Origin of the sequence: Cerasicoccus arenae (assembly GCF_014651635.1) — a bacterium.
Lineage (GTDB): Bacteria > Verrucomicrobiota > Verrucomicrobiia > Opitutales > Cerasicoccaceae > Cerasicoccus > Cerasicoccus arenae.
Window position 1 is genome coordinate 25441 of sequence record NZ_BMXG01000011.1, and the last position, 22045, is coordinate 47485.

The window sequence follows — 22045 nt, forward strand, 5'->3', positions numbered from 1 at the left end:
ATTGCATTCGCGTAGGAGGGAATGACGACAACGTATAATTTCGCAGACCGCCCAGTGCTGATTTTGGGCAGTGGATACGTGGGAAATGCTGTTGGCCAAGCTCTGGCCTCGGTTGGTGCCCGTGTAACGACACTTACCCGCAATTCCGAACGCGCTCAGGAAGCCTCTGCATTCGCGGAAAAAGTTGTTCAGTGCGACTTGGACGCCTCTGATTGGCACGATCAAGTCGATCTTCGGCAGGACTTCGTGCTGAACTGCGTTAGCTCTGCTGGCAATGGGATGGATGGCTACCGTAAGTCTTACCTTGGCGGCATGGAGTCTATCATCACTTGGGCTAGACGAGCCACCGTGGGGACGTTCGTCTACACCAGCGCAACAAGCGTTTATCCACAAAGCGATGGTGAGTTGGTTACCGAAATCGATGTGCCTGCGGAGCTGTCTGCCTCTGGTGGCTTATTGCGTGAATCGGAGCAACTGGCTCAGAGTGCAACTGGGTGCTGGGATCGGGCATTTATTCTTCGATTGGGCGCGATTTACGGGCCAACTCGTCACCATCTGCTTGATGCCCTCAAGCGTGGGGAAACAACTTTTGCTGGGTCGGGCGACTTCATTCTCAATTACATTCACTGCGAAGACATCGTGGCGGCTATTTTGGCGGCGTTTGCGTCGGCGGATTCATCTGGCGGCGTTTTCAACGTGGTTGATGGAGCCTACCCGACGAAGCGCGAGGTTGTCGAATGGCTTGCTGAGCAAGTGAGCGCGGAGAAGCCGGTCTTTGATCCGAATGCTGCCACTCGCCGTGGCGCTGCGCGAACAAATGCCACTGGCAGTCTGCCGCATCGCCGCGTGTCCAATGAACGCCTCCGCAGTGAGCTTGGTTGGGCACCGATCTACACGGATTATCGCGCAGGTTACGCTGCACTGATTTAGTATCTGCGCTTGACTCGTCGCGTTGAACGCAGACGCTATTGTCATGGCCGGAGTCGGTAAACTTTTAAAACAAGCACAGAAAATGCAGCGTCGTATTGAGACGCTGCAGGAAGAACTCGCTGCAACTGAGCTGGATATATCCAGCGGTGGCGGAGCGATCCAAATCAAGATCAACGGACAGGGCGAGTTTCTCTCCCTCAAGCTTGACCCTGAATTCCTCAAGGAGGATGCGGAGTTTGTGCAGGACACCCTGCTCGAAGCCGTTAAGGAGGCCGCCGTCAAGGCAAAGGCCTTTAATGAGGAAAAGATGGGCGACGCAACCTCGGGCTTTCAGTTCCCGGGGATGATGTAACGCGCCGTGCCGCGCGCCAACACTGTTACCCGTGTCGCCGGCCTTTGACAAAGTCCATCAGTTGCTCAAGCAACTACCAGGCCTCGGCCACCGCTCAGCTGAGCGTGTGGCGATGCACCTTATTGTCGAAAAACCTGAGCGCCTAGAGCCGCTTTGCTCTGCGCTTCGGGAGGCGGCTGAAAAACTGCACCGCTGCCCAGTGACCGGCAATCTGACCGAGGGTGAATTTTGCGAAATCTATGCCGATATTGCTCGCCGTAAGGAGATTGTTTGCGTGGTGGAAACAGTGCCCGATCTGATGGCGATCGAGCGTTCCGGTGCGTATCGCGGCGTTTATCATGTCCTGCATGGCAAGCTTTCGCCCCTGCATGGCGTCGGGCCCAATGACCTGAACTTCATGCCGTTGGCCACCCGCATTGAAAATGGCGAAGTCAATGAGCTGATTTTGGCCCTATCCAATGACATCGAGGGCGAGGCGACTTGCCATTACATTCAGGACGAATTGCTCGCTGGGCGCGATGATATCTCGATCAGTCGTATTGGTTTCGGCCTGCCTAGCGGTGGGGGGATTGTCTTTGCCGACGCCGCCACCTTGAGGAACGCTCTCGAAGGACGGAAGAAATTTTAGTCGGCCATAGGCGCAATCGCCAGTTAGCGGATTAGTCCTGCAGTTCGGCGACGAAGGCTGCCTTATCTGGGTTTTTAAAGAAGGCGGAACCGGAAACATACGTATCGGCACCCGCAGCCCGACATTGTGGGCCAGTGATGGCATCCACGCCGCCGTCGACTTCGATACGCCATGAGTAGCCGCGCTCAGCACGCCACTTGGCGACGGTCTCGATCTTGGGGAGTACATCTTCGCGGAAAGATTGGCCGCCGAAGCCGGGCTGGACAGTCATCAGTAAAATCAAATCCACCTCGTCGAGGTAGGGGAGCAGATCGTTGACTGGTGTGCCGGGATTGATGCAGATGCCGCACGTTGCGCCGAGTTCACGGATGCGCGCCAAGGTGGCGTGGTGGTCATACGATGGCTCGGTGTGGATCGTCACGTTCTGCGCGCCAGCCTGGATGAAGGGCTCGATATATTGGTCGGGTCGAGCGAGCATTAGGTGGACGTCGAAGAATAACTGACTGCCGGGGCGCAGGTCCTTTACTGTTTGCGGGCCAAAGGTCAGGTTGGGCACGAAATGCCCGTCCATGATATCAATATGCACCCATTCTACGCCGGGTGTGGCCTCTACGACGGCTAGGCTGTCGGCGAGGCATGCGTGATTTCCGGCAAGGATGGATGGCGCAATCAGTCGTTTCATGAAATAGCTTTGTACGACAAAGCGATTATTTCTCCATCAAAAAAGGAAGCAAGTCGACATGGTGCGAAATCATTTTCCATTCGCCCTTCTCTTTGCGGAAGACGTTTGTGGCGCGGATTTTGACTTCCAGCTTGTTGCCATCCTTGTCGAGGTTTTGGCCAATTTCGTAGTTTTGCACGACGGCGAGCATATGGCCGGGGATGGTATGGATGTCGGCGGGCTCTACTGTGCCGCCAAGTTTGTAGTCGGCCTGCTTTTTCCATTCTGCGCCGATTCCTTTCCAGCCGACCACGTAAACGCCATCGGGTCCCATGTAGGTAGCGTCATCTGCGTGCGACCAGACGGTATTCATCGGCTCGACCTCGCCCTTAAACATGGCATTGAGTGCGGCGTAAAATTGATCGTTGGCGGCGAGAATTGAATTTTCTTCAGTATTCATAGCAGAAGCACTTTGGGTAAGTGTGAGTAAAACGATGGAAGTGAGGAGTAGTATTTTCATATTAGTTGGTGGATATGCCACTATTTAAAATGATTTCGGGAAAAGCGTAAACAGCAAAATTTAATAAAAACAATTAGAAAATGCATTCGAATTAATGTAATGTCTCGGTCATTGATCCTGTAGTTCTCGGCGGCCTTTTTTAGCGTTGAGAGACGTAGGTCCCAAAATGCTAACCAACAGCCTCGTGCTGATCCGCATGAAGCTACCCGATTAGCAGCAGGATGCCCACTTGGACGAGGCCCACGATGAAGCCCAATACGCCGCCGAGTATTTCGATCAGCTTGAATTCATTGGAGGCAATTCGGCGCACGAGCTCCTCCAGCTTTTCCATTTCAAAAGTGAGGATGCGGTCGCGCACGATGTCACGGACTTGCAATCTCGTTTCGAGGTCGGTCGCGATGCGATTGCGCAGAGGTTCGATTTCCTCGTGGATAGAGTCCAGCGCCATTTTTTCGAGCATGCTCAGGGTGGAGTCGTTGATCATGCTGCCTACCAGTGGAATGCCACGTAGTTTTACGCCCAAGCGCTCGCGGACTAATCGGCGGACAAATTCATCGACGTAGCTGTGCACGTCCAGATGCGCGAGCTGTTCGCGGATTAAATGCTGGCTGAGAAATTCCTGTTCGACGACCTCAGCCACGCGATCAGCGATTTCCACTTGGCGGCGTGGAATTAGGCCTTGGAACTTTATGCCTAGGAAATTTAGCGGCTGCCGTGGCCGGAACAGCATTTGGATGGCCAGCCAGTTGGTGATCCAACCGATGAAGGCGGTTACGAAGGGGATCCACGCTAGGCGAATCAATGCATCTACGGTGTCAGGAGTCATTGGACAAAGGCTCACTATTGCATACAGTGTCGGCTGACTCACAACGAAAATCGTGTTCCGCCTAATGACCATTTTCGTGTCAATGCTGGTTCGGCAATTAAGAAATCTAATTGTATGCGGGATTTTTTTCTAAGCATCTTTGAAGTCTGATTGTCGGATGAATTTTGTTTATGAAACAAATGTGAGTCATTCGTGGATTACGTGAACTCGGGGCTTCCTCTCGCGCGTATTGGCGTTAAGTTATTGGGCACCTAAGTTACGATTCATGAGCACGCTAAAAATCTTTAATTCGATCACCGCTACCAGCATACCAAGCGAGTTGATGGCTGACGCGGAGACCCGGCGAAGCCCGGCCGCGATGTTATCCTTTACGGCAGATGGCTCGACGCCGTTTCCGCAAATCATCGTTCGCGGCCCGTCTGGCCCGATCGTTTTCAGCGGAGAGGAACTGGACCGCGACGACGTTAATGGCGTCTATTCGATTGAGATACCTGCCGGCAAGCTCGGCATTGGCCGTTACGAAGTTCAATTTGAAGGTTGCCGCAAGACCAACTGGCGCAAAGCCAATGGTGACGATTGGGTAAAGGCTTTTGGGAGCTTCGAGGTAAAGGCCGCCCCGCGCCTTCACGTATTCAAGGGTAATTCATCGGCGGTCAAAATTTACTACGGCATCCACAAGCACATGCACCAGCCCTACTATGACGCCGCAAACCCTGATTATTGGGATGGCGAGAAGGGCGAAATATTTGGCACGCGCCGCGGCGCATACTCCAGCTTTATTCCGACGGCGATTCGGCACTACGTAAACGGTGGCCTGCCGCACGCTGGCTTGTCAACCAGTTGGAGCGGTTCTCTGATCGAGCAGATGAATGGCAAGGGCGGCTTCCCCGGATGGGCAGACCAACTTCGCTGGGCGGCGCAGGAAAAGACGACGCTCGGCAACCCGCGTTGCGATTTTTCTGCCTTTGGTTTTTTCCATCCACTGATGGCCCTCATCCCTGGGCGCAATATCGTCAAACACATTGAGTGGCATCGCGGGATTATTGAGAGCACGTTCGGCGCACCAGCCAGCGACGTCCTTTTCCCGCCTGAAACTGCGTTCCACGTGCGCATGATTCCGGCGCTGAACGAGGCCGGCATACAGGCGGTCATTTACGACAGCATTCACCGCTTCCGCGCTTGCAAGGAGTACCCTTACGCAGGCTTTGAGGAGGGCATGCTCCCGCCGAATCGATCCGAGCAAGTCAACGCACCAGCCGATGATTGGCTACAACTGCATAACATTTGGGCCGCAAGTAAAATCAGCCCATCCATGCTGCGCCCTGAGTGGATTGTCTATACGGATCCAGAAGGCAAGGAACACAAGATCATCGGCGTACCAGCTGAACGCTATATCGGCAACGAAGATGCGCGTGGCGGTTTTGGCGCGTTGCAATACCCGTCGATCCTCGGCCAGATTCATGATCAGATGATTGAAACCGGCACGTATGACGCCAAGCATCCGCCGTTCTTCCTGCTGCATAGCGATGGAGACAACTATGGCGGCGGCACGGATGGCTATTACGACCACAACACGCGGCAGATGGTTGAGTGGCTCCAGAGTGATCCACGCTTTGAATTGTGCACAGTTAAAGATTATCTGGAGCAGTTTCCACCGGACCCGAAGCACGCGGTTCACGTCGAGCCTGGTAGTTGGGCTGGGGCCGACAATGGCGACCCGCAGTTCATGAAATGGTTCAGCCGTTACGATCAGGCTTACTCGCCCGACCTTAACAGCTGGGCCGTGCTCACCGCTCTGCAAAACTGCGTACATTCGCTGGAAGACTTTCAATCGGACAACGTAAAACTTGGTGACGCTCAACGCCTCATGCTGACCGCCGAAACCAGTTGCTATTGGTATTGGACGGGACAGCAAAATTGGGATCAGCAGGTGACTAATGCCGCCAACAAGGCGCTACATCTCATCGGCGGTGATTTGGATTTGGTATGGCAACATGATAAGACCGGGCCAACGATTTTTGCGCCTTGGGTGACACCGGAAAATCCGGGTGGCAAGACCTGGGGCAATCATTGCCTCAAGGACGCCCCACGTGAGGCGACAGTCCAGACGTTTGTTTATGACATTTCAGGCCTCAAGGAGGTCACGCTTACTTTGCGCACAAAGAAGGGCAAAAAAGTCCTCAAGCCCGTTTCGCAGACACCGTATCCCTCGCAGACCGGTCCCGCCCGTACGGCGGATTATGTGGTCTTCAACTTGCCAATTGGCGCGGGCGATTGTCGCTACTTCATTACCGCAGTTGATGAAAAAGGTAATGTGAGCACATCAGCCTTGGAACGCGTTTACCTCGCTTAACCGTGCGACCAGCACTTATCATTGGCGGCGTCTGCTTGACTGGCAAAACCACGCTGGCGCACGTCATCCAGAAACAGGCAAATTTTCGGGTAGAAGTCATCGAAGGCGATGAACTCCACACCGCAGTTGCTATTGCGAAGATGCGCGCGGGACTGCCGCTTAATGAGGACGATCGTGAGGCTTGGCGTTCGCGCATTGGAGTGCGTATTGCCCAGCGCCCATCAGACCGTTTGCGCGTGATTACCTGCTCGGCGTTGACGCGTTTTACGCGCGACACGCTCCGCAGCCATGGTGATTGTCAGTTCGTTTTCCTGACGATTCCTCGGGCCTTGGCGGAGCTTCGCGCGACCTATCGGCTAATGGCTGAAGACGAACATTTCTTTCAGCCCGCAAAGTATGCTTCGCTGCTTGACGGACAATATCGTGATCTGCAAATTCCCAATGAGACCGAGACAGATTGCCAGGTATTCGACGCTGAAGCAATAGACGCTGACACGATTGCTTCGCTTTGTTTACAGGATTTACGATCGGATTAATTGGCACCAATAAACAAACGCCAAGCGCCCAATAGCGAACGTGTCTCATTATCAAAAATATTAATTAATGAGTGAGATTGTTGATGCTAATAACCGGCCAAATCGATGGCCAAGGCATTGATCTTTACTGACCGCACGGCAAACTCTTGCATAAGCACTGTTTATGGGCTAACCGCTAAGCAAGTTTTTATTAAAAAGTCCCTACACCGCTATGAGCGCAACTGAATCTTGTCGTATACCTTCACTGGTTAAAAAATATTTAATGGCTATCTCCGGGCTAGTCCTGGTGCTCTTCATTGTCGGGCATATGCTGGGTAATCTCCAGTTTTTCATTGGTCCCGAGGTGATTAACGCATACGCCTTCCATTTGCATCACTTGCCCGGTGCCCCGGTTTCGCTTTGGCTGATCCGCAGTTCTCTGCTCGGTGCGCTCGTGGTTCACGTTTGGATGGCCATCTTGCTAACCAAAGAAAATCGCGCTGCCCGCCCGGAAGATTACCTGGGTCAGAAAACACGCGTCGCCACTTATGCTGCGCGCACGATGCCAGTTACTGGTGTGCTGATCCTCGCGTTCGTAGTGTTCCACATCTTGCAATATACCACGCGCGTCGTGCCGGTTGATTACAACCAGACCATCGGGCAGTCCGCGATTGAAGTTGGTCATGTGGAGCTCGAATACTTCGACGTGTTTGCGATGATGGTCAGCGGTTTTTCGAGCCCGCTGATTTCGTTTTTTTATATCGTGACGATGGGGCTGCTCTGTATGCACCTGAGCCACGGTGTTGCTTCGATGTTCCAATCCGTTGGTCTGCGCAACGAATCGTGGCGTCCTAAGCTCAAGTGCGCCGCGGCGATCTTCGGCTGGGTCATTTTCCTCGGCTTTGCGTCGATTCCCGCCTCGGTCCTTGCTGGTTACGGCGAGCCTTACTTGAGCGCCAAAGAAACGGCTTGGGCTAACGCTCCGGTTACCCCCCCCCCCTCCAGCCACTAATTTTCCCAACTCCGCAAATCGCCATGGAACTAAATTCCAATATTCCCGAGGGGCCGATGGCCCAAAAATGGTCCACGCACAAGACCAAGATCAAGCTGGTCAACCCGGCGAACCGCCGTAAATACCACGTCATTGTGGTTGGCTCCGGTCTAGCTGGCGCATCTGCTGCGGCGTCACTCGCCGAGATGGGTTACCAAGTGTCTTGTTTCTGTTATCAGGATAGCCCTCGCCGTGCGCACTCGATTGCTGCACAGGGCGGCATCAATGCGGCTAAGAATTATCAGAACGATGGCGACAGTGTCCACCGCCTGTTCTACGATACTGTTAAGGGCGGCGATTTTCGTAGTCGTGAAGCCAACGTGCACCGCTTGGCGGAAGTCTCAGTCAACATCATCGACCAGATGGTAGCGCAGGGCGTGCCGTTTGCGCGCGAATATGGTGGCCTGCTGGACAACCGTTCCTTTGGTGGGGCTCAGGTCTCGCGTACGTTTTATGCGCGCGGCCAAACTGGTCAGCAGCTTCTTCTCGGTGCCTACCAGCAGCTTTCCAAGCAGATCGGGCTTGGTGCGGTTAAGATGTATAATCGCCACGAAATGCTCGAGTTGGTCCTCGTCAACGGGCACGCCAAGGGAATCATCACCCGCAATCTCGTTACGGGCAAAATCGAACGTTGGGCGGGCGATACCGTGGTCTTGGCCACGGGCGGTTATGGCAACGTTTTCTTTCTCTCGACCAATGCGCAGGGCTGCAACGTCACCGCCGCCTACCGTGCTTACAAGAAGGGTGCCGGGTTCGCGAATCCGTGCTACACACAGATTCACCCGACCTGCATTCCCGTCCATGGCGAGCAGCAGTCGAAGCTGACGTTGATGTCGGAATCGCTCCGCAACGATGGTCGCATTTGGGCACCCAAGAGCAAGGAAGCCGCCGCCAAACTCCGAAAGGGCGAGCTTAAGGCCAGCGACATTGCTGAAGAGGACCGCGATTATTATCTAGAGCGCAAATATCCGAGCTTTGGTAATTTGGCCCCACGCGACATTTCCTCCCGTGCTGCCAAAGAAGCCTGTGACGAAGGACGCGGCGTGGCCTCAACTGGGTTGGGTGTGTTCCTCGACTTCCGCGACGCCATCAAGCGTCTCGGCAAGGACGTGATCGCTGAGCGCTATGGCAACCTCTTCGACATGTATCAGTGCATCACGGGCGATAATCCCTACGAGACGCCGATGATGATTTATCCCGCCGTCCACTACACGATGGGTGGCCTTTGGGTAGACTACAATTTGGAGAGTAACATCCCCGGTTTGTTTGTTGCGGGTGAAGCGAATTTCTCCGACCACGGTGCCAATCGCTTGGGAGCCTCGGCCCTCATGCAAGGCTTGGCTGACGGATACTTCGTGCTGCCTTACACACTGGGTAACTACCTCGGTGAAGAAGGCATTGCGAGCGCCGGAAAAATCAAATCCGACCATCCCGCTTTCGATGCTGCCGAAAAGGCGGTCCGCGACCGTATCGACAAATTTCTTTCGATCAAGGGTGACGAAAGCCCGCGCAGCTTCCACCAGCGCCTTGGCAAGATTATGTGGGACAAGTGTGGCATGGCCCGTGAAAAGTCCGAACTGCAACAGGCGATCAAGGATATTCAAGCCTTGCGCAAGGAGTTCTGGAGCCGCGTCCGCGTCCTCGGTGAGGGCACGGAACTCAATCAAGAGCTCGAGCGCGCTGGCCGCGTGGCGGACTTCTTAGAGTTCGGCGAACTGCTTTGTCGCGACGCCCTGATGCGTGAGGAATCCTGCGGTGGCCACTTCCGGGTGGAGCACCAATCGATGTCAGAAGATGAAGATGTTAAGAGCGGCTTGGTCTCCGAAGGAGAAGCCAAGCGCGATGACGAGCATTTCGCTTTCGCTGGCGTCTGGGAATATCAGGGGGATGACGTTGAGCCCAAGCTCAACAAAGAGCTTCTAACCTACGAAGTCGTCCACATGGCAACCCGCAGTTATAAGTAGGAGAACCTTAATTCTTAATCTTTAATTTTTAACCTCCATGCACCTACACCTTAAAATCTGGAGACAGAAAAACGGCGATCAGCCAGGCAAATTTGTCAGCTACGAATTGCCCGAAGTGGACGAAGGTTCCTCCTTCCTCGAAATGCTCGACATCATGAATGAGCAGATGGTCAGCAAAGGCGAAGAGCCGGTGGCTTTTGACCACGACTGTCGGGAAGGCATTTGTGGAATGTGCTCGCTGGTGATCAATGGCGAGGCCCACGGCCCCCAACGCGCCACGACTGCCTGTCAGCTTCATATGCGTCACTTTAAGGACGGCGACACGATCACCATCGAGCCTTGGCGCGCCAAGGCGTTTCCGGTGGTCAAGGATCTAGTTGTTGACCGCACCGCATTTGACAAGGTCATTCAGGCTGGTGGCTTTATCACTGCACGAACGGGTTCAGCGCAGGATGCCAACGAAGTTCCAATCCCTAAGCCCGTTGCTGATAAAGCGATGGACGCCGCTGCTTGCATTGGTTGTGGCGCTTGCGTGGCGGCTTGTCCGAACGGCTCGGCCATGCTCTTCACTTCTGCTAAAGCGGGCCATCTCAACCTATTGCCTCAGGGCAAGGCCGAGAAGGACGAGCGCACGCTGAAGATGGTCGAAGCGATGGACAAGGCGGGCTTCGGCAACTGCACCAATTATGGCGAATGCCAAGCGGTTTGCCCAAAGGAGATTACGCTGGATTTCATTGCCAAGATGAATCGTGATTACGCCACAGCACGTGTCCGGAAATTCTTCAGCAAGGCATGCTAAGTTTCCCTGATTAGACAATTTCTAACGCCCGGCAATCATCAATTGGCGGGCGTTTTTTATAGCCGATTTAAGACAGTTCCTAGGCTTGGGCGTCTTTGCTGTCGTCAGGGTTAGGTGAGCTCGACGTATCAATGGAATCAGCGGCTTCGGCGATTTGTTCGTCGATAGGCTTTGCTTCTTCGTCAGGCTTAGGCTCACGAGGTGGTTTGGGCGCGGGGATGTCGTAGGCGAAGAGCTTGCATTCGAGTGCGCCGTTGAAGAGCTTCCACTTCTGTTTGACCGGCAGGCCAACATAAACAGCGGCTTCCATTGCGGCGGTGATCATCGCTGCGCGGCCTTCCGGCGCAGTGGCTTTCAGGAATTGGCCGAGGTCGCGATAAACGCCGTTGAGGTCGTCTGGGCGCAGCCGCACGCCATAAGGCGGATTGGTGATGATCTGCGAGCCCGGCAGCCGTAGGCCAGCATCTTGGAAATTCTTGGGATGCAGCGAGAAGGCACCCTGTGGGAAATGCCGCTGTGCAATGCGTTGCAGGGTGTTAAAGGTCTTCGTGTCGGTCTCGTAGCCGATGAACTGCACCTTAGGCCCAGCTTGGCGTTCGAGGGAACGAAGCGCTTCCTTGGCGCGCCGATAGGCGGGCAAGCTGTAGTTTTCCCAGCGCTGGAAAGCGAAGTCGCGGTCAATGTTTGGAGCGATGCGATTGGCCAGCAGATAGCCTTCAAAAAGCAGGGTGCCCGCACCGCAAAGCGGGTCGATAAGGGTCGTGGAGCCGTCCCAACCAACAAGCTGAAGCATACCAGCGGCAAGGTCTTCCTTGAGCGGGGCCTCGCCGTGCTCATAGCGGTAGCCACGCTTGAATAGCGGTTCGCCGGAACCATCCATATAGAGCGTCACTTCGTCCTTGGTTGCAAAGGCGACAATATGGACATCGGGGTCGCGCGTGGCGATTGAGGGGCGCTCGCCGCAGAGCTTGTTGAAGGTGTCGACGATCGCGTCCTTAACGCGATAGAGCGCAAAGCGTTGATTACCGAGATTTCCCCAGTCGCCCTTGAGGTCGATTTTCATCGTGCAGTTTGGCGTAAACAACTGATGCCAGTTTACCTTGCGCGACTGGAAATAGAGCATGTCCATGTTGCGCGCCTTGAAGCGGCGGAGCGGCTTGAGGATGGAGAGCGCGGTGCGCAGGCCCATGTTGGCCTTATAAAAATCCTCTTCTTCGCCGCGGAAAGCGACCATGCGGTTGCCGGAAAACGCAATTTCCAGGCCCCAAGCTTTGAGCTCGGCTTCGACGACGGGCTCCAGCCCCGCCCGGCAAATGGCGACGTAATAATCGGGTTGTGGAAGTGCGGTTTCCTTCATGAGCCGCGCAGTTGAGCAGGATTTCTCGTCTTGGGCGAGGGAAAGTTACTCATTCAAGTTGGCTTTCGCGCCGAAGATGACTTTGGGGCCGTCTTGATTGTAGGGTGTGTCTTCGGAAGTCGCCAAGCGGTCGGCGTCGAGGCCGGGGGTGGCCAACATGGTGGTGCGGACGGCGGCGATTCGGGCCTGGGCGAGGGTGGTAAAGTCGGTCGTGGTTATTTCAATGTTTTTGCGAATGCGCTCCTGCTGCTGTTCAAGAGTAAGGTCTTCGTCGGGGGCATTGTCTGGTTTAGGCAAGGCGTCGAAAAGTGTTTCCGTGGCGTCTTCGGCATCGTCGTTATCCTCGGCCATTTTGGCTGTGAGCATCGCGTCAAACTTTTGGGTGCGGAGGGCTTCGGCGTCGGCCTCTGGATCGATTGAGGGCGTGAGCGTGGCGATCATGGCTGGGCGATCGATGAGAAATTGAGCCAAGTCCGCCAAGCCTTTGGTGGTTTCTGCATCAAGTGTGGTGAGACCGGGCTGGAACGGCACGTAGGTCGGGGAGTCTACTCCACCGCCGGGCAGGATCGAACCCAAGGCAGAGAATGGCGCGGTGACGAGCTTTTCGAGCACGTTGCCGATGGCGTATTGAATCATATGGGCCAAGGTGAATTCCGGGCTGTTGACGTCACCCTTGATCGGGATGTCGATGTGCATCACACCGTCGCCGTCTTCCAAAATCGCGACGCCTAAGTCGAGGGGCAAGTCAGGCGCATCGATTCCCTCTGGGCGTTTGCCAAAGCGGACCTTGTTGATCTGCATTTTGTTGTCTCCTGTGATGGCACCCGTCGTGATGCTGTAGGCTAGCGTTGCACTGAGCTGGCCGCCGACTGGTGGTTGGCCAATGACGGGCACGGCGTAGGGCGCAAATGGCGCGAGGGTGACGTTGGAGGTGCGGACCTTAAACTCTGTGGCCGAGAATGGCTCAAGCGGGCTGAGCGCACCATCCACGTTGACTTTGCCCGTGGGGCCATTGGCTAAAACAAATTGCAGCGCCAGTGTCATCGGCTGGATATCCGGCGCGGCGAATGGCGCGGCGCGGAAGTCAATTTCCGTGACGGAAAAGGCGAACGCTGGGCTGACGGATTGGTCCTGCACATTGACGTGCCCTTGGTCAATGATTAGCTCGTCGACCTGCAAGGAATATGGTTTGGCAGTTGGCGAAGGGGGGGGGGCGCTGGTGGGCGTGGGCGTTGTCTCGGGAGCTTTGGTTGGGGGGAGGGGGAGGCGGATGGAGCCATCTGCGAGTCGCTCGATGTTGATTTTGGGGGCGGTCAGGGTGACTTGGCTGGCGAGGGCGGACATGGGCTGCGTGCCGATGGCCCCGCCTGCCAATGAGAGCTTCTGCCAAGATAGGAACGGGCCTGCGGGCTCAGCCCACTCTAGAGCAAAGTCATTTAGCTGTGCCTCAACTTCTGCGGAGAGCTCCGGGAGGCCTTTGTTTGGGAAGGCGATCTCGGACTTGCCGGATGCGCTGAGTGCGCCAGAGGTCAGCCGGACGGGGGCGAGGCTGTCCAGATAGGGGGAGAGGGGGGGGAGGGGGAGGTCCGTGACCTTGAGGGTAAATGCGCTTGCTGCAGGGGTTGGCGTGAATGTCCCTTGCAGGGCGATTTGGCCCGTATCATTCATGGTGAGACCAAGGTCGAACGGGAACGGCGCTGTGCCGTTGGTCAGGTTGGTTGCGCTCAGGGCAATATCGGTCCAGCGCAGTTCTGCGGGGCGGGCCAGAAATTCGTCCCGCCAAATGAGGTCCACTTTGGAGATATTTACTTTGCCAACGGCGAGGTCCCACTTGAGGCCGACTAGCTCCTGAACCTGCTCCCAAGCAGAGGTCAGGGCGACACCCAAGTCTTGATCTGCGGAGACGACTCCCAGGCGGATTTCTCGCGCTGTGGCTTGCTTGGCGACGGCTTCTTGCTGGGCGGCACTGGCAATGGCGGCTTGACGCTCGGGGGGGGTGATGTAGCGGATAAGGTTCAGCACGCCGTCGCTGTCCCGCACCACGCGGAGCATGGCGTCGTCCAAGGTGAAGGAGTCGATATTGATCTCGTCTTTGAGGACGTCGATACCGAGGCCTTGAATTTCCATGTGAGCAATGGTCTCAAAAGGCTCGGTCTCGCCCTTGGGCAGCAGGGAGAGGTCCTGGAGCAACACATGACCGTTTTCCAGAGCTAGGCGTGGTGTTTTACCCAAGGGCATAAATGTGTAATCAATTGATAGATTAAAGGTGCCGCTGTTCATCTCAATTCCGAATTGGTCGCCTGCGAAAACGAGGAAATCCTTTAAGTGAAGTTGCTCGATGGAGAACGAGCCGGACGAACTAAGCGGATCGAGCTTCAGGTTGCCTTTCACGTCAATGTGTTCGCCTTTGCTGGTCTCAAGTTGGAAGGCGTAGGGGTTGTCGTGTTCAGAATTGGTGCGGACGCCCGCCATGACGAATGACAGGTTGTTCACCTCTCGGAGGAACGGCTGGCCAAAGGAATCGATTTGCGCGCGAAAACCAGCGTTGACCACTTTGAAGCTGTCGATGCGGATAGCAGGGATGACGAATGGCTCCGCGTCAGGCTCGGCGGCGACTTCGGCCTGATGGGCCTGGATGTCTTCAACGTGCTCCTGTAATCGCCCGAGCGCCGAGGCGATATTGATATTACCGTTTTCGTCGATGACGAGGTTGAGGAAGGGCTGGTCGAGGTAGATTTCCAGAATCACCCATTCATCGCCGAAGTAAGAGGTTGGCTGGATGTTCACCCGAAATTCATTGAAATGCAGATCTTTGGCTCCGTCGGGCGTATAGCCGGAAAAATGCTCCAGCTTGAGCTGGAATGTGAAGGGGTTGAAGCGGATGGCCTCTATCTCGCCATGGCCAGCGACTTGCTCATTGAATTTGGCCAGTAGGACATGGCGAATGATCAACGGGACGCCCCAGAAGCCAATGATTATATAGAGGGCAAACAATATGCCCGCGGTTATACCCAGTCGCTTGCCCCAACGTTTGCATTTATTCATCGCCATTTTCGGGAGCCTATTAAAGCCCTTCCGAAGCGCAAACAGGAACAAGGTTAAAGTTTGGAGGTTAAAGGTTAAAGTGGGGGAAAGACTGGGGACTGAGAGACTAAGACTGGGGACTGAGGATAGGTAGATGTAAAGCAAGTGATTGCTACGCGGTTTCTATTGAAAGACGGTCAATGCCGAGGCGTCGGCGTCGCCCTCGATGATGAGATCGGGCGTGAACTGATTGCGGAACCACTTACGCTGCTTGGCGATCAAGCGGCGGGTGGAGAGTTGGATGGCTTCGGATAACTCGTCGTGCTGCGCTTCGCCGGCATCGAGCCAAGCGAGGGTTTCGCGGTAGCCAATAGAGCTTCCGGCGGCGGGATTTTCCTCCAGCCAGCTCTTTAGACGGCGAACCTCGTCCACCAATCCAGCATCGAGCATGCCTTTGGTGCGGGCCGTAACGCGCGCGTGGAGGTCGTCATTCCCGCGCAGCAGCAGCACGCTTCGCTTCACGTAGGCGTCGAATGGGCCAGGCTTGGCTGCGAAATCAGTTTCTAGCGCAGCAAGGGTTTGGCCGGAGATCAGACATCGCTCCAAGGCGCGGGCAACACGACGTGGGTTATTCCGATCCAGTTGGCGAGTGCCTTCAGGATTGAGCGTATCGAGTCGATCAAGCATTGCGGTTAGTCCGCCTTGGGCCTCCAGTTGTTGAACTTCGGCGCGAATGGTTGGGCTTGGCTCTAAGTCGTCTACAACGGGCGCGAAATAGCTACGCAGGTAAAAGCCACTGCCTCCTACGATGAGCACTTTTTTGTCGCGCCGGATGATGTCCGCCACGGCGGCTTGGGCGTCGGTGACGTATTCCTTGATCGAATAGGACTGGTGCACAGGACGGATGTTGATCAGCCAATGCGGGACGCGGGCCAGTTCTTCGGGAGATGGCTTGGCCGTGCCAATATCCATCCCACGGTAGAAAAGGAGGGCGTCGGCGTTGACGATTTCTGCGCCATGGGCCGTTGCCCACTCCAGCGCTAGAGCGGTTTTACCGACTGCGGTCGGTCCCGCGAGTATGTTAATTATGTGTGACACAGGCCCTATGTGCATGACAAACTCTCAAGCATAGCCTAGTCACGCTTTTTCTTTAAGTAGTGCCGATGAAGCTCGTCCTTGTTACTGAAACGTATCCACCCGAGGTAAATGGCGTCGCAATGACGCTGGAGCGGTTGGTGCGAAACCTAATCAAGCTAGGGCACGACGTTGAGTTGGTCCGGCCTAAACAGAAGGCGGATAGTGGCTCGCCCAGCGAGCCGTATCCCGTTCACTTGGTTGGCGCGATCCCCATTCCCGGTTATGCGGGCATGCAGTTTGGTTGGTTTGCCGGTTCGATGCTCAAGAAGCTCTGGACGGCGAATCGCCCGGACGTAGTGCACATTGCCACTGAGGGGCCGTTGGGCCTTTCCGCGTTAAACATTGCCCGCAAGCTGGGGATTCCCGTTGTCACGAGCTTCCACACGAATTTCCACAGCTACGGCGACCACTACAACTACAAGTTCCTGGCCAACACCCTCCTCGGCTATTTTCGTTGGTTTCACAATCGTACGCTGGCGACTTTTGTGCCGTCGCGAGACGTGGTACGTGACTTGGAAAAGTTTGGCTTTAAAAACGTCAAAATTTTCAGCCGAGGCGTCGACACCGAGCTTTTTGGCAAACACCGCCGCCAAGACGCGCTTCGCCAAAGCTGGGGCGCGCAGAACGGCGACCCAATCGTGGTTTACGTGGGGCGAGTCGCGGCAGAGAAAAATATCCCGCTGACGATTGCTGCCTATGAGCGTCTGAAAAAGCGTCTGCCCGCCGCCAAGCTAGTCGTCGTGGGGGATGGCCCGGAGCGCGTGGGCCTGGAAAAGAAACATCCGGAAATCATCTTTGCGGGAATGCAGCGTGGGGAAGACCTTGCGGCGCATTACGCTTCGGCGGATTTTTTCCTGTTCGCTAGCACCACAGAAACGTTTGGTAACGTCTTAACGGAAGCCATGGCAAGTGAGCTTGTGGTTTTGGGTTATGATTACGCCGCCGCGAATCACCACGTGATCGACGGTGAAAACGGCTTCAAGGTGCCCTTTAAGGATGAAGCGGCGTTCCTCAGTTCAGTCGACCGTCTGTTGGATGATCAGGCGAATTGGCCCGCCATCCGGCAGGCTGCCCGCGCGAAAGCTGAGTCGCTTTCCTGGGCGTCGATCATTGGCGATTATGCGAGTCAAGTAGAGCAGCTTGCTGGGCTGAAGTAATCGCAAAAAAGACTGAATTTCTCCCTTGAGAGTGTGTTTAGGGAATAAGTATTGCCTAGTGAATAAGTCATTTTGTACTCCCAAACGTCGCGCAAATGCCGCCCAGCATCCTGATGGTTGTGACATAACTTGCACTTTTGTGCCGAATGCACGGCAGTCGAGTCACAGTTCCGTTAACTCACAAGTTGTTCACCAATTGGGTTTTGACGCGGTTATTCACAGTTATTAACATTCGGGACCATACTCGCTAGCTGACTCACGCCATGAAAAAACCAGTTCTCAAATTCAAAACAATCGTCCTGTCGGACGTCCACCTTGGCACTGCGGACTGCAAGGACGAGGAAGTGAATTTCTTCCTGAAGCACACCCGTTGCGACAAATTAATCCTCAACGGCGATATCGTGGACGGCTGGAGCCTGAAGCGAAAATTGCACTGGGAAAAGAGCCATACGTGGTTTATTCGGCGCGTGTTGAAAATAGCAGAAAAGCGCAAGTCGGAGGTCATTTATTTACGGGGCAATCATGACGACTTTTTGGCGGGTTATTTGCCGCTGATGTTCGATCGTTTGCAGATTGTCGAGGAATACGTTCATCACGGCAAAAAAGGCGATTATCTGGTTGTTCACGGAGATTGTTTCGATGCCGTGACCACGCATTCCAAATTTATCTCCATTGCGGGGGACATTGGCTACCAGCAGCTTTTGCGCATCAATCGGCTTTACAACAAATGGCGCGCGATGCGGGGCAAGGAGTATTATTCGCTGAGCAAGGCGATCAAAGCCAAGGTGAAACAGGCTGTGAACCACATTTGCGACTTCGAGCAGCATTTGCAGGCGCTTGCCGCCAAGCGCGGTTGCGTGGGCATCATTTGTGGACACATTCACACGCCCGAAGACAAGATGATCGGGGATACGCATTACCTGAACTCCGGCGACTGGGTCGAGTCATTGACTGCACTGGTGGAGGACAAAGAAGGGAACTGGGAAGTGCTTGAGTATGGCGAATTCTGCATCCGGCTGCATGAACAGGCGGCTATACGGCAATTAGAGACGCCCTTGCCGCCTGTTCGTAATGGTGAGGCGGTTGCGGTTGCTCAAGAGGACTCCAATGTGATTTGGCTCGACGAGTTGGACGAAGAAGAACTCACGGCTCATAGTTGAGGGTAGGGGAGTGACTTGTATACATTGAAGCTTTTATGCTTAATGAGGCTGAGACCCTGGGATTAATTTGGTAGGGCTAACAGACCCCATGTTTTCAGGGGGGCATGGCCCTTTAGTTTTAGGCATTTATTTACTAAAAAAGCGTCAAAAAAGAAGACTTGGGGTCGATTGTGGTGGATGTTTGGTTATTTTACCTTTCCATTTATTGAATACTCCAGTTATATTACACTGATTCAGCGCAAACGTAAGTTTCGGGCGATCAAGCCACTATTCACTCCCAAAAACACCAATCACGTATCGGCATGAAGACTGTAGCCATTATTGAAGACCAGACCGCCGTGCGCGAAATGATCGCGGACATCATCCGTTCTACGCCCGGCTTTGAAGTCATTGCCGAATCAGGCGAGGGGCAAGAAGCATTAGCCATCTGCCTAGAGCAGAAGCCTGATTTTATCGTGCTGGACATCATGCTTCCAGGTCTTAACGGGGCAGAGGTCCTCCGCCGTATTGCCAAGCAATTGCGGAACACTCGCGTGCTCGTATTTTCCGGTTACCAGAATCCATCGCTGGTTCGTGAGCTCTTGCAGGCTGGTGCCCATGGTTTTGTCGAGAAATCGGCCCCGCTCTCTGAATTACGCAAGGGCATTGACATCGTTGCCAACGGTGGGAGCTATTTTGGCCCGGAAGTCGCGCAAATGCTGCGTGAAGCCGTGCTCAACCCAAGCGCCAATTCCAAGAAGGGTGTCGAAGTATTGACTGCCCGTGAACGCGAAATTCTTCAGCTCATTGCCGAAAGCTACAGCACGAAGGAAGTCGCTCAAAAACTAAGCATTAGTGTGAAGACGGCGGAAAATCACCGCACGAACCTCATGAAGAAGCTCGATTTGCACGATGTCGCCAGCCTGACCCGTTTCGCCATTCAGCACGGTTTGGTTGAGGGCATGGTCCGCTCGCCGCAGCAAGCAGTCTAATTCTTCCAGCATCCGGCTGGATCGTTGGGTTCGCGTTGTGGGTCTTTAAGAGACCATGGCGCGTTCAGCCAGAATTTCTTCAATGAGCGGATGCTCGCCCAGAGTCTCTGTTCGGTGACATGCTAAGCCGTTCGCATTAGATTCGGCCTTGGCGCAAATTTCTGCAATGTCGCCTCCGTCGCCCGCATGACGGCCTGCACTGAGAAACATCAGGGCGACAATAACGGGCCCCGTAAGGTCTGGTTGACGTAGCAAGCGCTCAAGCAGCGGTTCGTTAAAATCATACTCCGCTCCTTCACGTCGCTCCATCGAGGCGACTGAAATCACGCTGACCCTCCCCCCCAGCAACCCACGCAATTGCTCCCCCACCGCATTACGGACTTGGTTCACGGCGGGTTCCGGGCTGCCATGGTCGACCAGAGCGACGGCGGGTTGATGAAGTTGACGCCGAGCAATAACGGAGTCCACTCGCTCCGCTAAGGCGCGCGCCAAACGGTCATCAGGATTTGCCAAATCAAAGAGCGGTGCAGCGATTTCTACGTTTAAATCGCGCCAATCGGGGTTTTCTGCCCGCAAAACGGTGATCTTTCCGGGAATATAATCCGTCAATGCACGGCTGGGGCCAAAGAAAAACGGTAGCAAGCGAAAGTGCCGCTGACCCGCATGTAATCGACGCCTTAGGGCGGGGACCAGTGTCTCAGCGGGCATTTCGTCGAGCAGGGCGGGTGGAACCTTGCTGGAATGGAGGACTGAGACGGGTTCGACCAGTCGACCAAGGCGAGATGTCAGGTTTTCGGCCACTCGTCGGAGGGTTAATGTGGCATTTGGGCGCAAGGAGCCGTTATCAACGAGTAAGAGCGATAGTTCGGTCACGGATTTTTTTATGGAAGGCATGGAAATAACTTGCGCCCTAAATGACGCATGCAAAACTATGTCGGCATGTTCCGCGTTTTCAACTTCGCCTTTATCTCTTTCGCATTTGTCCTCTTATTCTCCGGTTGCTCCGACACCGAGCCTAAGCCGGGCGATACTGTTTTGGGTTCGCCTAAACGTCCAGGTGATGGGGGTATCCCGATTAATTATGAGGACATCGGTGGCGGCCCCGGCGGCGGCTACACCGGTGGTGATCTTGATTTAACTCAGCGCGATACTTCATTTAACACCAGCCCAGATAGCATGGGCGGTATCGACGGTCTGGGCGGCGGACAGAACGTCATGGACTCGGTTTACTTTGGTTTCGACCAGTCAAGCGTCCCCCCCGCTGAACGCTACAAAGTGGATGCAGCTGCGGATTATCTGCGCAGTAACCCCGGTGCCAAGCTGATCGCCGAAGGGCATACGGACGCAGTTGGCACGACGGAATACAATAATGGCCTGAGCGACCGCCGCGCCAACAGCGTGAAGACTTACTTGGAACAGCTCGGTATCCCCGGCGATCGCGTCGAAGTGCTCGCCATGGGTGAGATCGGAGCCAATGAGTCCGCCGCTAAAGGTAGCCCGGAATCGGCCCACGACCGCCGCGTCGACTTGATTCAGGTCAAGTAACACGTCCTATTTGGCGCTTGGCAGGGTATTGGTTCGCAAAACGGGAGTTGCGCAGCGGACTTTTTGTGCTAATTTTCTAGGTTCGTTAAGTTCCAGATGAGTGACCCATTATCCAGCATCGACCCGATTAAGGCTGCGCCAACCGCGAAGCCTCGGGTTCACTATGATCCGCATTTCAAGGTGACACCCGCTTACCGCGAGTCCTTACCCGACATGCAAAACGCTGACAGCGCTGATATTCATGGCGCTAATGTGCCGATTATGCAGGTGGGCATTTCCAATTTCCGTTTGCCACTGGTCTTTCTGACGGGAGATCAGCGCCAAATTACGCTGGAAACCTCGGTTACGGGCACCGTTTCGCTCGCTGCTGACTCCAAAGGGATTAACATGTCCCGGATCATGCGTGTGTTCTACGATTTTCAGGACCGCGTGTTCGATTTGGAACTGCTCGAGGAAATCCTTCTGCGCTACAAGCAGGAGCTGGGCAGCAGCCGTGCCCGCCTCAAGCTGGGCTTCAGTTATCCGATTCTCAAGCCTAGCCTCCGCAGTAATCTTGAGGGCTGGCAGTATTATGAGGTGTCGTTTGAAGGTTTCCTCGACGACCTGAATCGCTTCCGCAAGGTCATCCATTTTGATTTCGTCTACTCGTCAGCCTGCCCATGCTCTTCAGAGCTGTCGGAGCATGCCCGCGAAGCGCGCAACATCTATGGCATTCCGCACTCGCAGCGCAGCAAGGCGCGTGTGTCGCTGGAAGTCCGCCAAGGCGAGCTGATTAGCCTGGAAGAAATCCAACTCCTTTGCCTCAACGCGATCAAAACTGAGACGCAAGTCATGGTGAAGCGTGAGGACGAGCAAGCCTTTGCCGAGCTCAACGGTGCTTACGTAAAATTTGTCGAGGACGCAGCTCGCCTGCTCTACGAACAGTTTGACGCCGAGCCGCGCATTCGTGATTTCCAAATCGCCTGCGCACACTTGGAGTCCTTGCATTCACACGATGCGGTGGCCGTGATCAATAAAGGTCGCGAAGGTGGTTTTTCAGCTGACTTCAGCGATTTCAAAGATCTCGTTTGCTAATTCAGCATAGCCGCTGGGCTT

General features: G+C 54.9%; 20 protein-coding genes. 13 read left to right on the forward strand and 7 right to left on the reverse strand.

Annotated features, from left to right (window positions below; genetic code table 11):
- Window positions 1-21: 21 nt before the first annotated feature.
- The 3 genes from IE065_RS10070 to recR are packed head-to-tail and all read left to right on the forward strand — an operon-like array spanning window position 22 to window position 1910.
- Window positions 22-930, forward strand: a complete 909-nt coding sequence (locus IE065_RS10070; protein ID WP_189514609.1) for an NAD-dependent epimerase/dehydratase family protein — start codon at window positions 22-24, stop codon at window positions 928-930.
- 43 nt (window positions 931-973) lie between these two features.
- Complete coding sequence (locus tag IE065_RS10075; RefSeq protein ID WP_189514610.1) at window positions 974-1282, forward strand: YbaB/EbfC family nucleoid-associated protein; 309 nt, start codon at window positions 974-976, stop codon at window positions 1280-1282.
- A gap of 31 nt (window positions 1283-1313) precedes the next feature.
- Window positions 1314-1910: a recombination mediator RecR gene (gene recR, locus IE065_RS10080; RefSeq protein WP_189514612.1), complete on the forward strand. Its 597-nt coding sequence runs from the start codon at window positions 1314-1316 to the stop codon at window positions 1908-1910.
- 31 nt (window positions 1911-1941) lie between these two features.
- On the opposite strand, the gene rpe is transcribed toward recR, so the two are convergent.
- From rpe to IE065_RS10095, 3 genes are all read right to left on the reverse strand, one after another.
- Window positions 1942-2592 (reverse strand): ribulose-phosphate 3-epimerase, encoded by a 651-nt coding sequence (gene rpe / locus IE065_RS10085; RefSeq protein ID WP_189514614.1) that lies wholly within the window; start codon window positions 2590-2592, stop codon window positions 1942-1944.
- Window positions 2593-2617: 25 nt separating this feature from the next.
- Window positions 2618-3031, reverse strand: a complete 414-nt coding sequence (locus IE065_RS10090) for a YybH family protein (RefSeq protein ID WP_200163404.1) — start codon at window positions 3029-3031, stop codon at window positions 2618-2620.
- Between the two features lie 262 nt (window positions 3032-3293).
- Window positions 3294-3917 carry a DUF445 domain-containing protein gene (locus IE065_RS10095; RefSeq protein WP_189514618.1) on the reverse strand — a complete coding sequence of 208 codons (624 nt, stop codon included), beginning with the start codon at window positions 3915-3917 and terminating at the stop codon, window positions 3294-3296.
- 265 nt (window positions 3918-4182) lie between these two features.
- Here IE065_RS10095 and IE065_RS10100 point away from each other — a divergent pair, with 265 nt between their 5' ends.
- The 5 genes from IE065_RS10100 to IE065_RS10120 all read left to right on the forward strand — a co-directional run bounded on the left by IE065_RS10100 (window position 4183) and on the right by IE065_RS10120 (window position 10599).
- A complete protein-coding gene (locus IE065_RS10100; protein ID WP_189514620.1) occupies window positions 4183-6270 on the forward strand; it encodes a polysaccharide deacetylase family protein in 2088 nt (695 codons plus the stop codon).
- A 2-nt stretch (window positions 6271-6272) separates the two neighbouring features.
- The gene (locus IE065_RS10105; protein ID WP_189514622.1) at window positions 6273-6806 is read left to right on the forward strand and encodes a gluconokinase; all 534 of its coding nucleotides are present in this window, start codon (window positions 6273-6275) and stop codon (window positions 6804-6806) included.
- A gap of 211 nt (window positions 6807-7017) precedes the next feature.
- The gene (locus IE065_RS10110) at window positions 7018-7797 is read left to right on the forward strand and encodes a succinate dehydrogenase cytochrome b subunit (RefSeq protein ID WP_268244958.1); all 780 of its coding nucleotides are present in this window, start codon (window positions 7018-7020) and stop codon (window positions 7795-7797) included.
- Window positions 7798-7820: 23 nt separating this feature from the next.
- On the forward strand, window positions 7821-9800 hold the full coding sequence (locus IE065_RS10115; protein ID WP_189514626.1) for a fumarate reductase/succinate dehydrogenase flavoprotein subunit: 1980 nt from the start codon (window positions 7821-7823) through the stop codon (window positions 9798-9800).
- A 37-nt stretch (window positions 9801-9837) separates the two neighbouring features.
- The gene (locus IE065_RS10120; RefSeq protein ID WP_189514628.1) at window positions 9838-10599 is read left to right on the forward strand and encodes a succinate dehydrogenase/fumarate reductase iron-sulfur subunit; all 762 of its coding nucleotides are present in this window, start codon (window positions 9838-9840) and stop codon (window positions 10597-10599) included.
- Window positions 10600-10678: 79 nt separating this feature from the next.
- Here the strand turns inward: IE065_RS10120 and IE065_RS10125 are convergent, their stop codons facing one another.
- The 3 genes from IE065_RS10125 to miaA all read right to left on the reverse strand — a co-directional run bounded on the left by IE065_RS10125 (window position 10679) and on the right by miaA (window position 16078).
- Window positions 10679-11956: a THUMP domain-containing class I SAM-dependent RNA methyltransferase gene (locus IE065_RS10125; RefSeq protein WP_189514629.1), complete on the reverse strand. Its 1278-nt coding sequence runs from the start codon at window positions 11954-11956 to the stop codon at window positions 10679-10681.
- A 45-nt stretch (window positions 11957-12001) separates the two neighbouring features.
- Complete coding sequence (locus IE065_RS10130) at window positions 12002-15001, reverse strand: DUF748 domain-containing protein (protein ID WP_189514631.1); 3000 nt, start codon at window positions 14999-15001, stop codon at window positions 12002-12004.
- A gap of 162 nt (window positions 15002-15163) precedes the next feature.
- Window positions 15164-16078 carry a tRNA (adenosine(37)-N6)-dimethylallyltransferase MiaA gene (gene miaA, locus IE065_RS10135; protein WP_200163351.1) on the reverse strand — a complete coding sequence of 305 codons (915 nt, stop codon included), beginning with the start codon at window positions 16076-16078 and terminating at the stop codon, window positions 15164-15166.
- A gap of 65 nt (window positions 16079-16143) precedes the next feature.
- Here miaA and IE065_RS10140 point away from each other — a divergent pair, with 65 nt between their 5' ends.
- The 3 genes from IE065_RS10140 (at window position 16144) to IE065_RS10150 (ending at window position 19405) form a co-directional block, all read left to right on the forward strand.
- The gene (locus IE065_RS10140; RefSeq protein ID WP_189514635.1) at window positions 16144-17274 is read left to right on the forward strand and encodes a glycosyltransferase family 4 protein; all 1131 of its coding nucleotides are present in this window, start codon (window positions 16144-16146) and stop codon (window positions 17272-17274) included.
- A 263-nt stretch (window positions 17275-17537) separates the two neighbouring features.
- Window positions 17538-18434, forward strand: a complete 897-nt coding sequence (locus tag IE065_RS10145; protein ID WP_189514637.1) for a UDP-2,3-diacylglucosamine diphosphatase — start codon at window positions 17538-17540, stop codon at window positions 18432-18434.
- A 302-nt stretch (window positions 18435-18736) separates the two neighbouring features.
- Complete coding sequence (locus IE065_RS10150; RefSeq protein WP_189514639.1) at window positions 18737-19405, forward strand: response regulator; 669 nt, start codon at window positions 18737-18739, stop codon at window positions 19403-19405.
- A 45-nt stretch (window positions 19406-19450) separates the two neighbouring features.
- Here the strand turns inward: IE065_RS10150 and IE065_RS10155 are convergent, their stop codons facing one another.
- The gene (locus tag IE065_RS10155; protein WP_189514640.1) at window positions 19451-20299 is read right to left on the reverse strand and encodes a sirohydrochlorin chelatase; all 849 of its coding nucleotides are present in this window, start codon (window positions 20297-20299) and stop codon (window positions 19451-19453) included.
- Window positions 20300-20326: 27 nt separating this feature from the next.
- Here IE065_RS10155 and IE065_RS10160 point away from each other — a divergent pair, with 27 nt between their 5' ends.
- Both IE065_RS10160 and folE2 read left to right on the forward strand, forming a co-directional pair.
- Complete coding sequence (locus tag IE065_RS10160) at window positions 20327-20950, forward strand: OmpA family protein (protein ID WP_189514642.1); 624 nt, start codon at window positions 20327-20329, stop codon at window positions 20948-20950.
- 96 nt (window positions 20951-21046) lie between these two features.
- Window positions 21047-22024 carry a GTP cyclohydrolase FolE2 gene (gene folE2, locus IE065_RS10165; RefSeq protein ID WP_189514644.1) on the forward strand — a complete coding sequence of 326 codons (978 nt, stop codon included), beginning with the start codon at window positions 21047-21049 and terminating at the stop codon, window positions 22022-22024.
- Window positions 22025-22045 lie beyond the last annotated feature (21 nt).

Coding starts and splice junctions, on each gene's coding strand:
- IE065_RS10070 (WP_189514609.1), top strand. CDS start 22: ATGACGACAACGTATAATTTCGCAGACCGCCCAGTGCTGATTTTGGGC.
- IE065_RS10075 (WP_189514610.1), top strand. CDS start 974: ATGGCCGGAGTCGGTAAACTTTTAAAACAAGCACAGAAAATGCAGCGT.
- rpe (WP_189514614.1), bottom strand. CDS start 2,592: ATGAAACGACTGATTGCGCCATCCATCCTTGCCGGAAATCACGCATGC.
- IE065_RS10090 (WP_200163404.1), bottom strand. CDS start 3,031: ATGAATACTGAAGAAAATTCAATTCTCGCCGCCAACGATCAATTTTAC.
- IE065_RS10095 (WP_189514618.1), bottom strand. CDS start 3,917: ATGACTCCTGACACCGTAGATGCATTGATTCGCCTAGCGTGGATCCCC.
- IE065_RS10100 (WP_189514620.1), top strand. CDS start 4,183: ATGAGCACGCTAAAAATCTTTAATTCGATCACCGCTACCAGCATACCA.
- IE065_RS10110 (WP_268244958.1), top strand. CDS start 7,018: ATGAGCGCAACTGAATCTTGTCGTATACCTTCACTGGTTAAAAAATAT.
- IE065_RS10115 (WP_189514626.1), top strand. CDS start 7,821: ATGGAACTAAATTCCAATATTCCCGAGGGGCCGATGGCCCAAAAATGG.
- IE065_RS10120 (WP_189514628.1), top strand. CDS start 9,838: ATGCACCTACACCTTAAAATCTGGAGACAGAAAAACGGCGATCAGCCA.
- IE065_RS10125 (WP_189514629.1), bottom strand. CDS start 11,956: ATGAAGGAAACCGCACTTCCACAACCCGATTATTACGTCGCCATTTGC.
- IE065_RS10130 (WP_189514631.1), bottom strand. CDS start 15,001: ATGAATAAATGCAAACGTTGGGGCAAGCGACTGGGTATAACCGCGGGC.
- IE065_RS10140 (WP_189514635.1), top strand. CDS start 16,144: ATGAAGCTCGTCCTTGTTACTGAAACGTATCCACCCGAGGTAAATGGC.
- IE065_RS10145 (WP_189514637.1), top strand. CDS start 17,538: ATGAAAAAACCAGTTCTCAAATTCAAAACAATCGTCCTGTCGGACGTC.
- IE065_RS10150 (WP_189514639.1), top strand. CDS start 18,737: ATGAAGACTGTAGCCATTATTGAAGACCAGACCGCCGTGCGCGAAATG.
- IE065_RS10155 (WP_189514640.1), bottom strand. CDS start 20,299: ATGCCTTCCATAAAAAAATCCGTGACCGAACTATCGCTCTTACTCGTT.
- IE065_RS10160 (WP_189514642.1), top strand. CDS start 20,327: ATGCAAAACTATGTCGGCATGTTCCGCGTTTTCAACTTCGCCTTTATC.
- folE2 (WP_189514644.1), top strand. CDS start 21,047: ATGAGTGACCCATTATCCAGCATCGACCCGATTAAGGCTGCGCCAACC.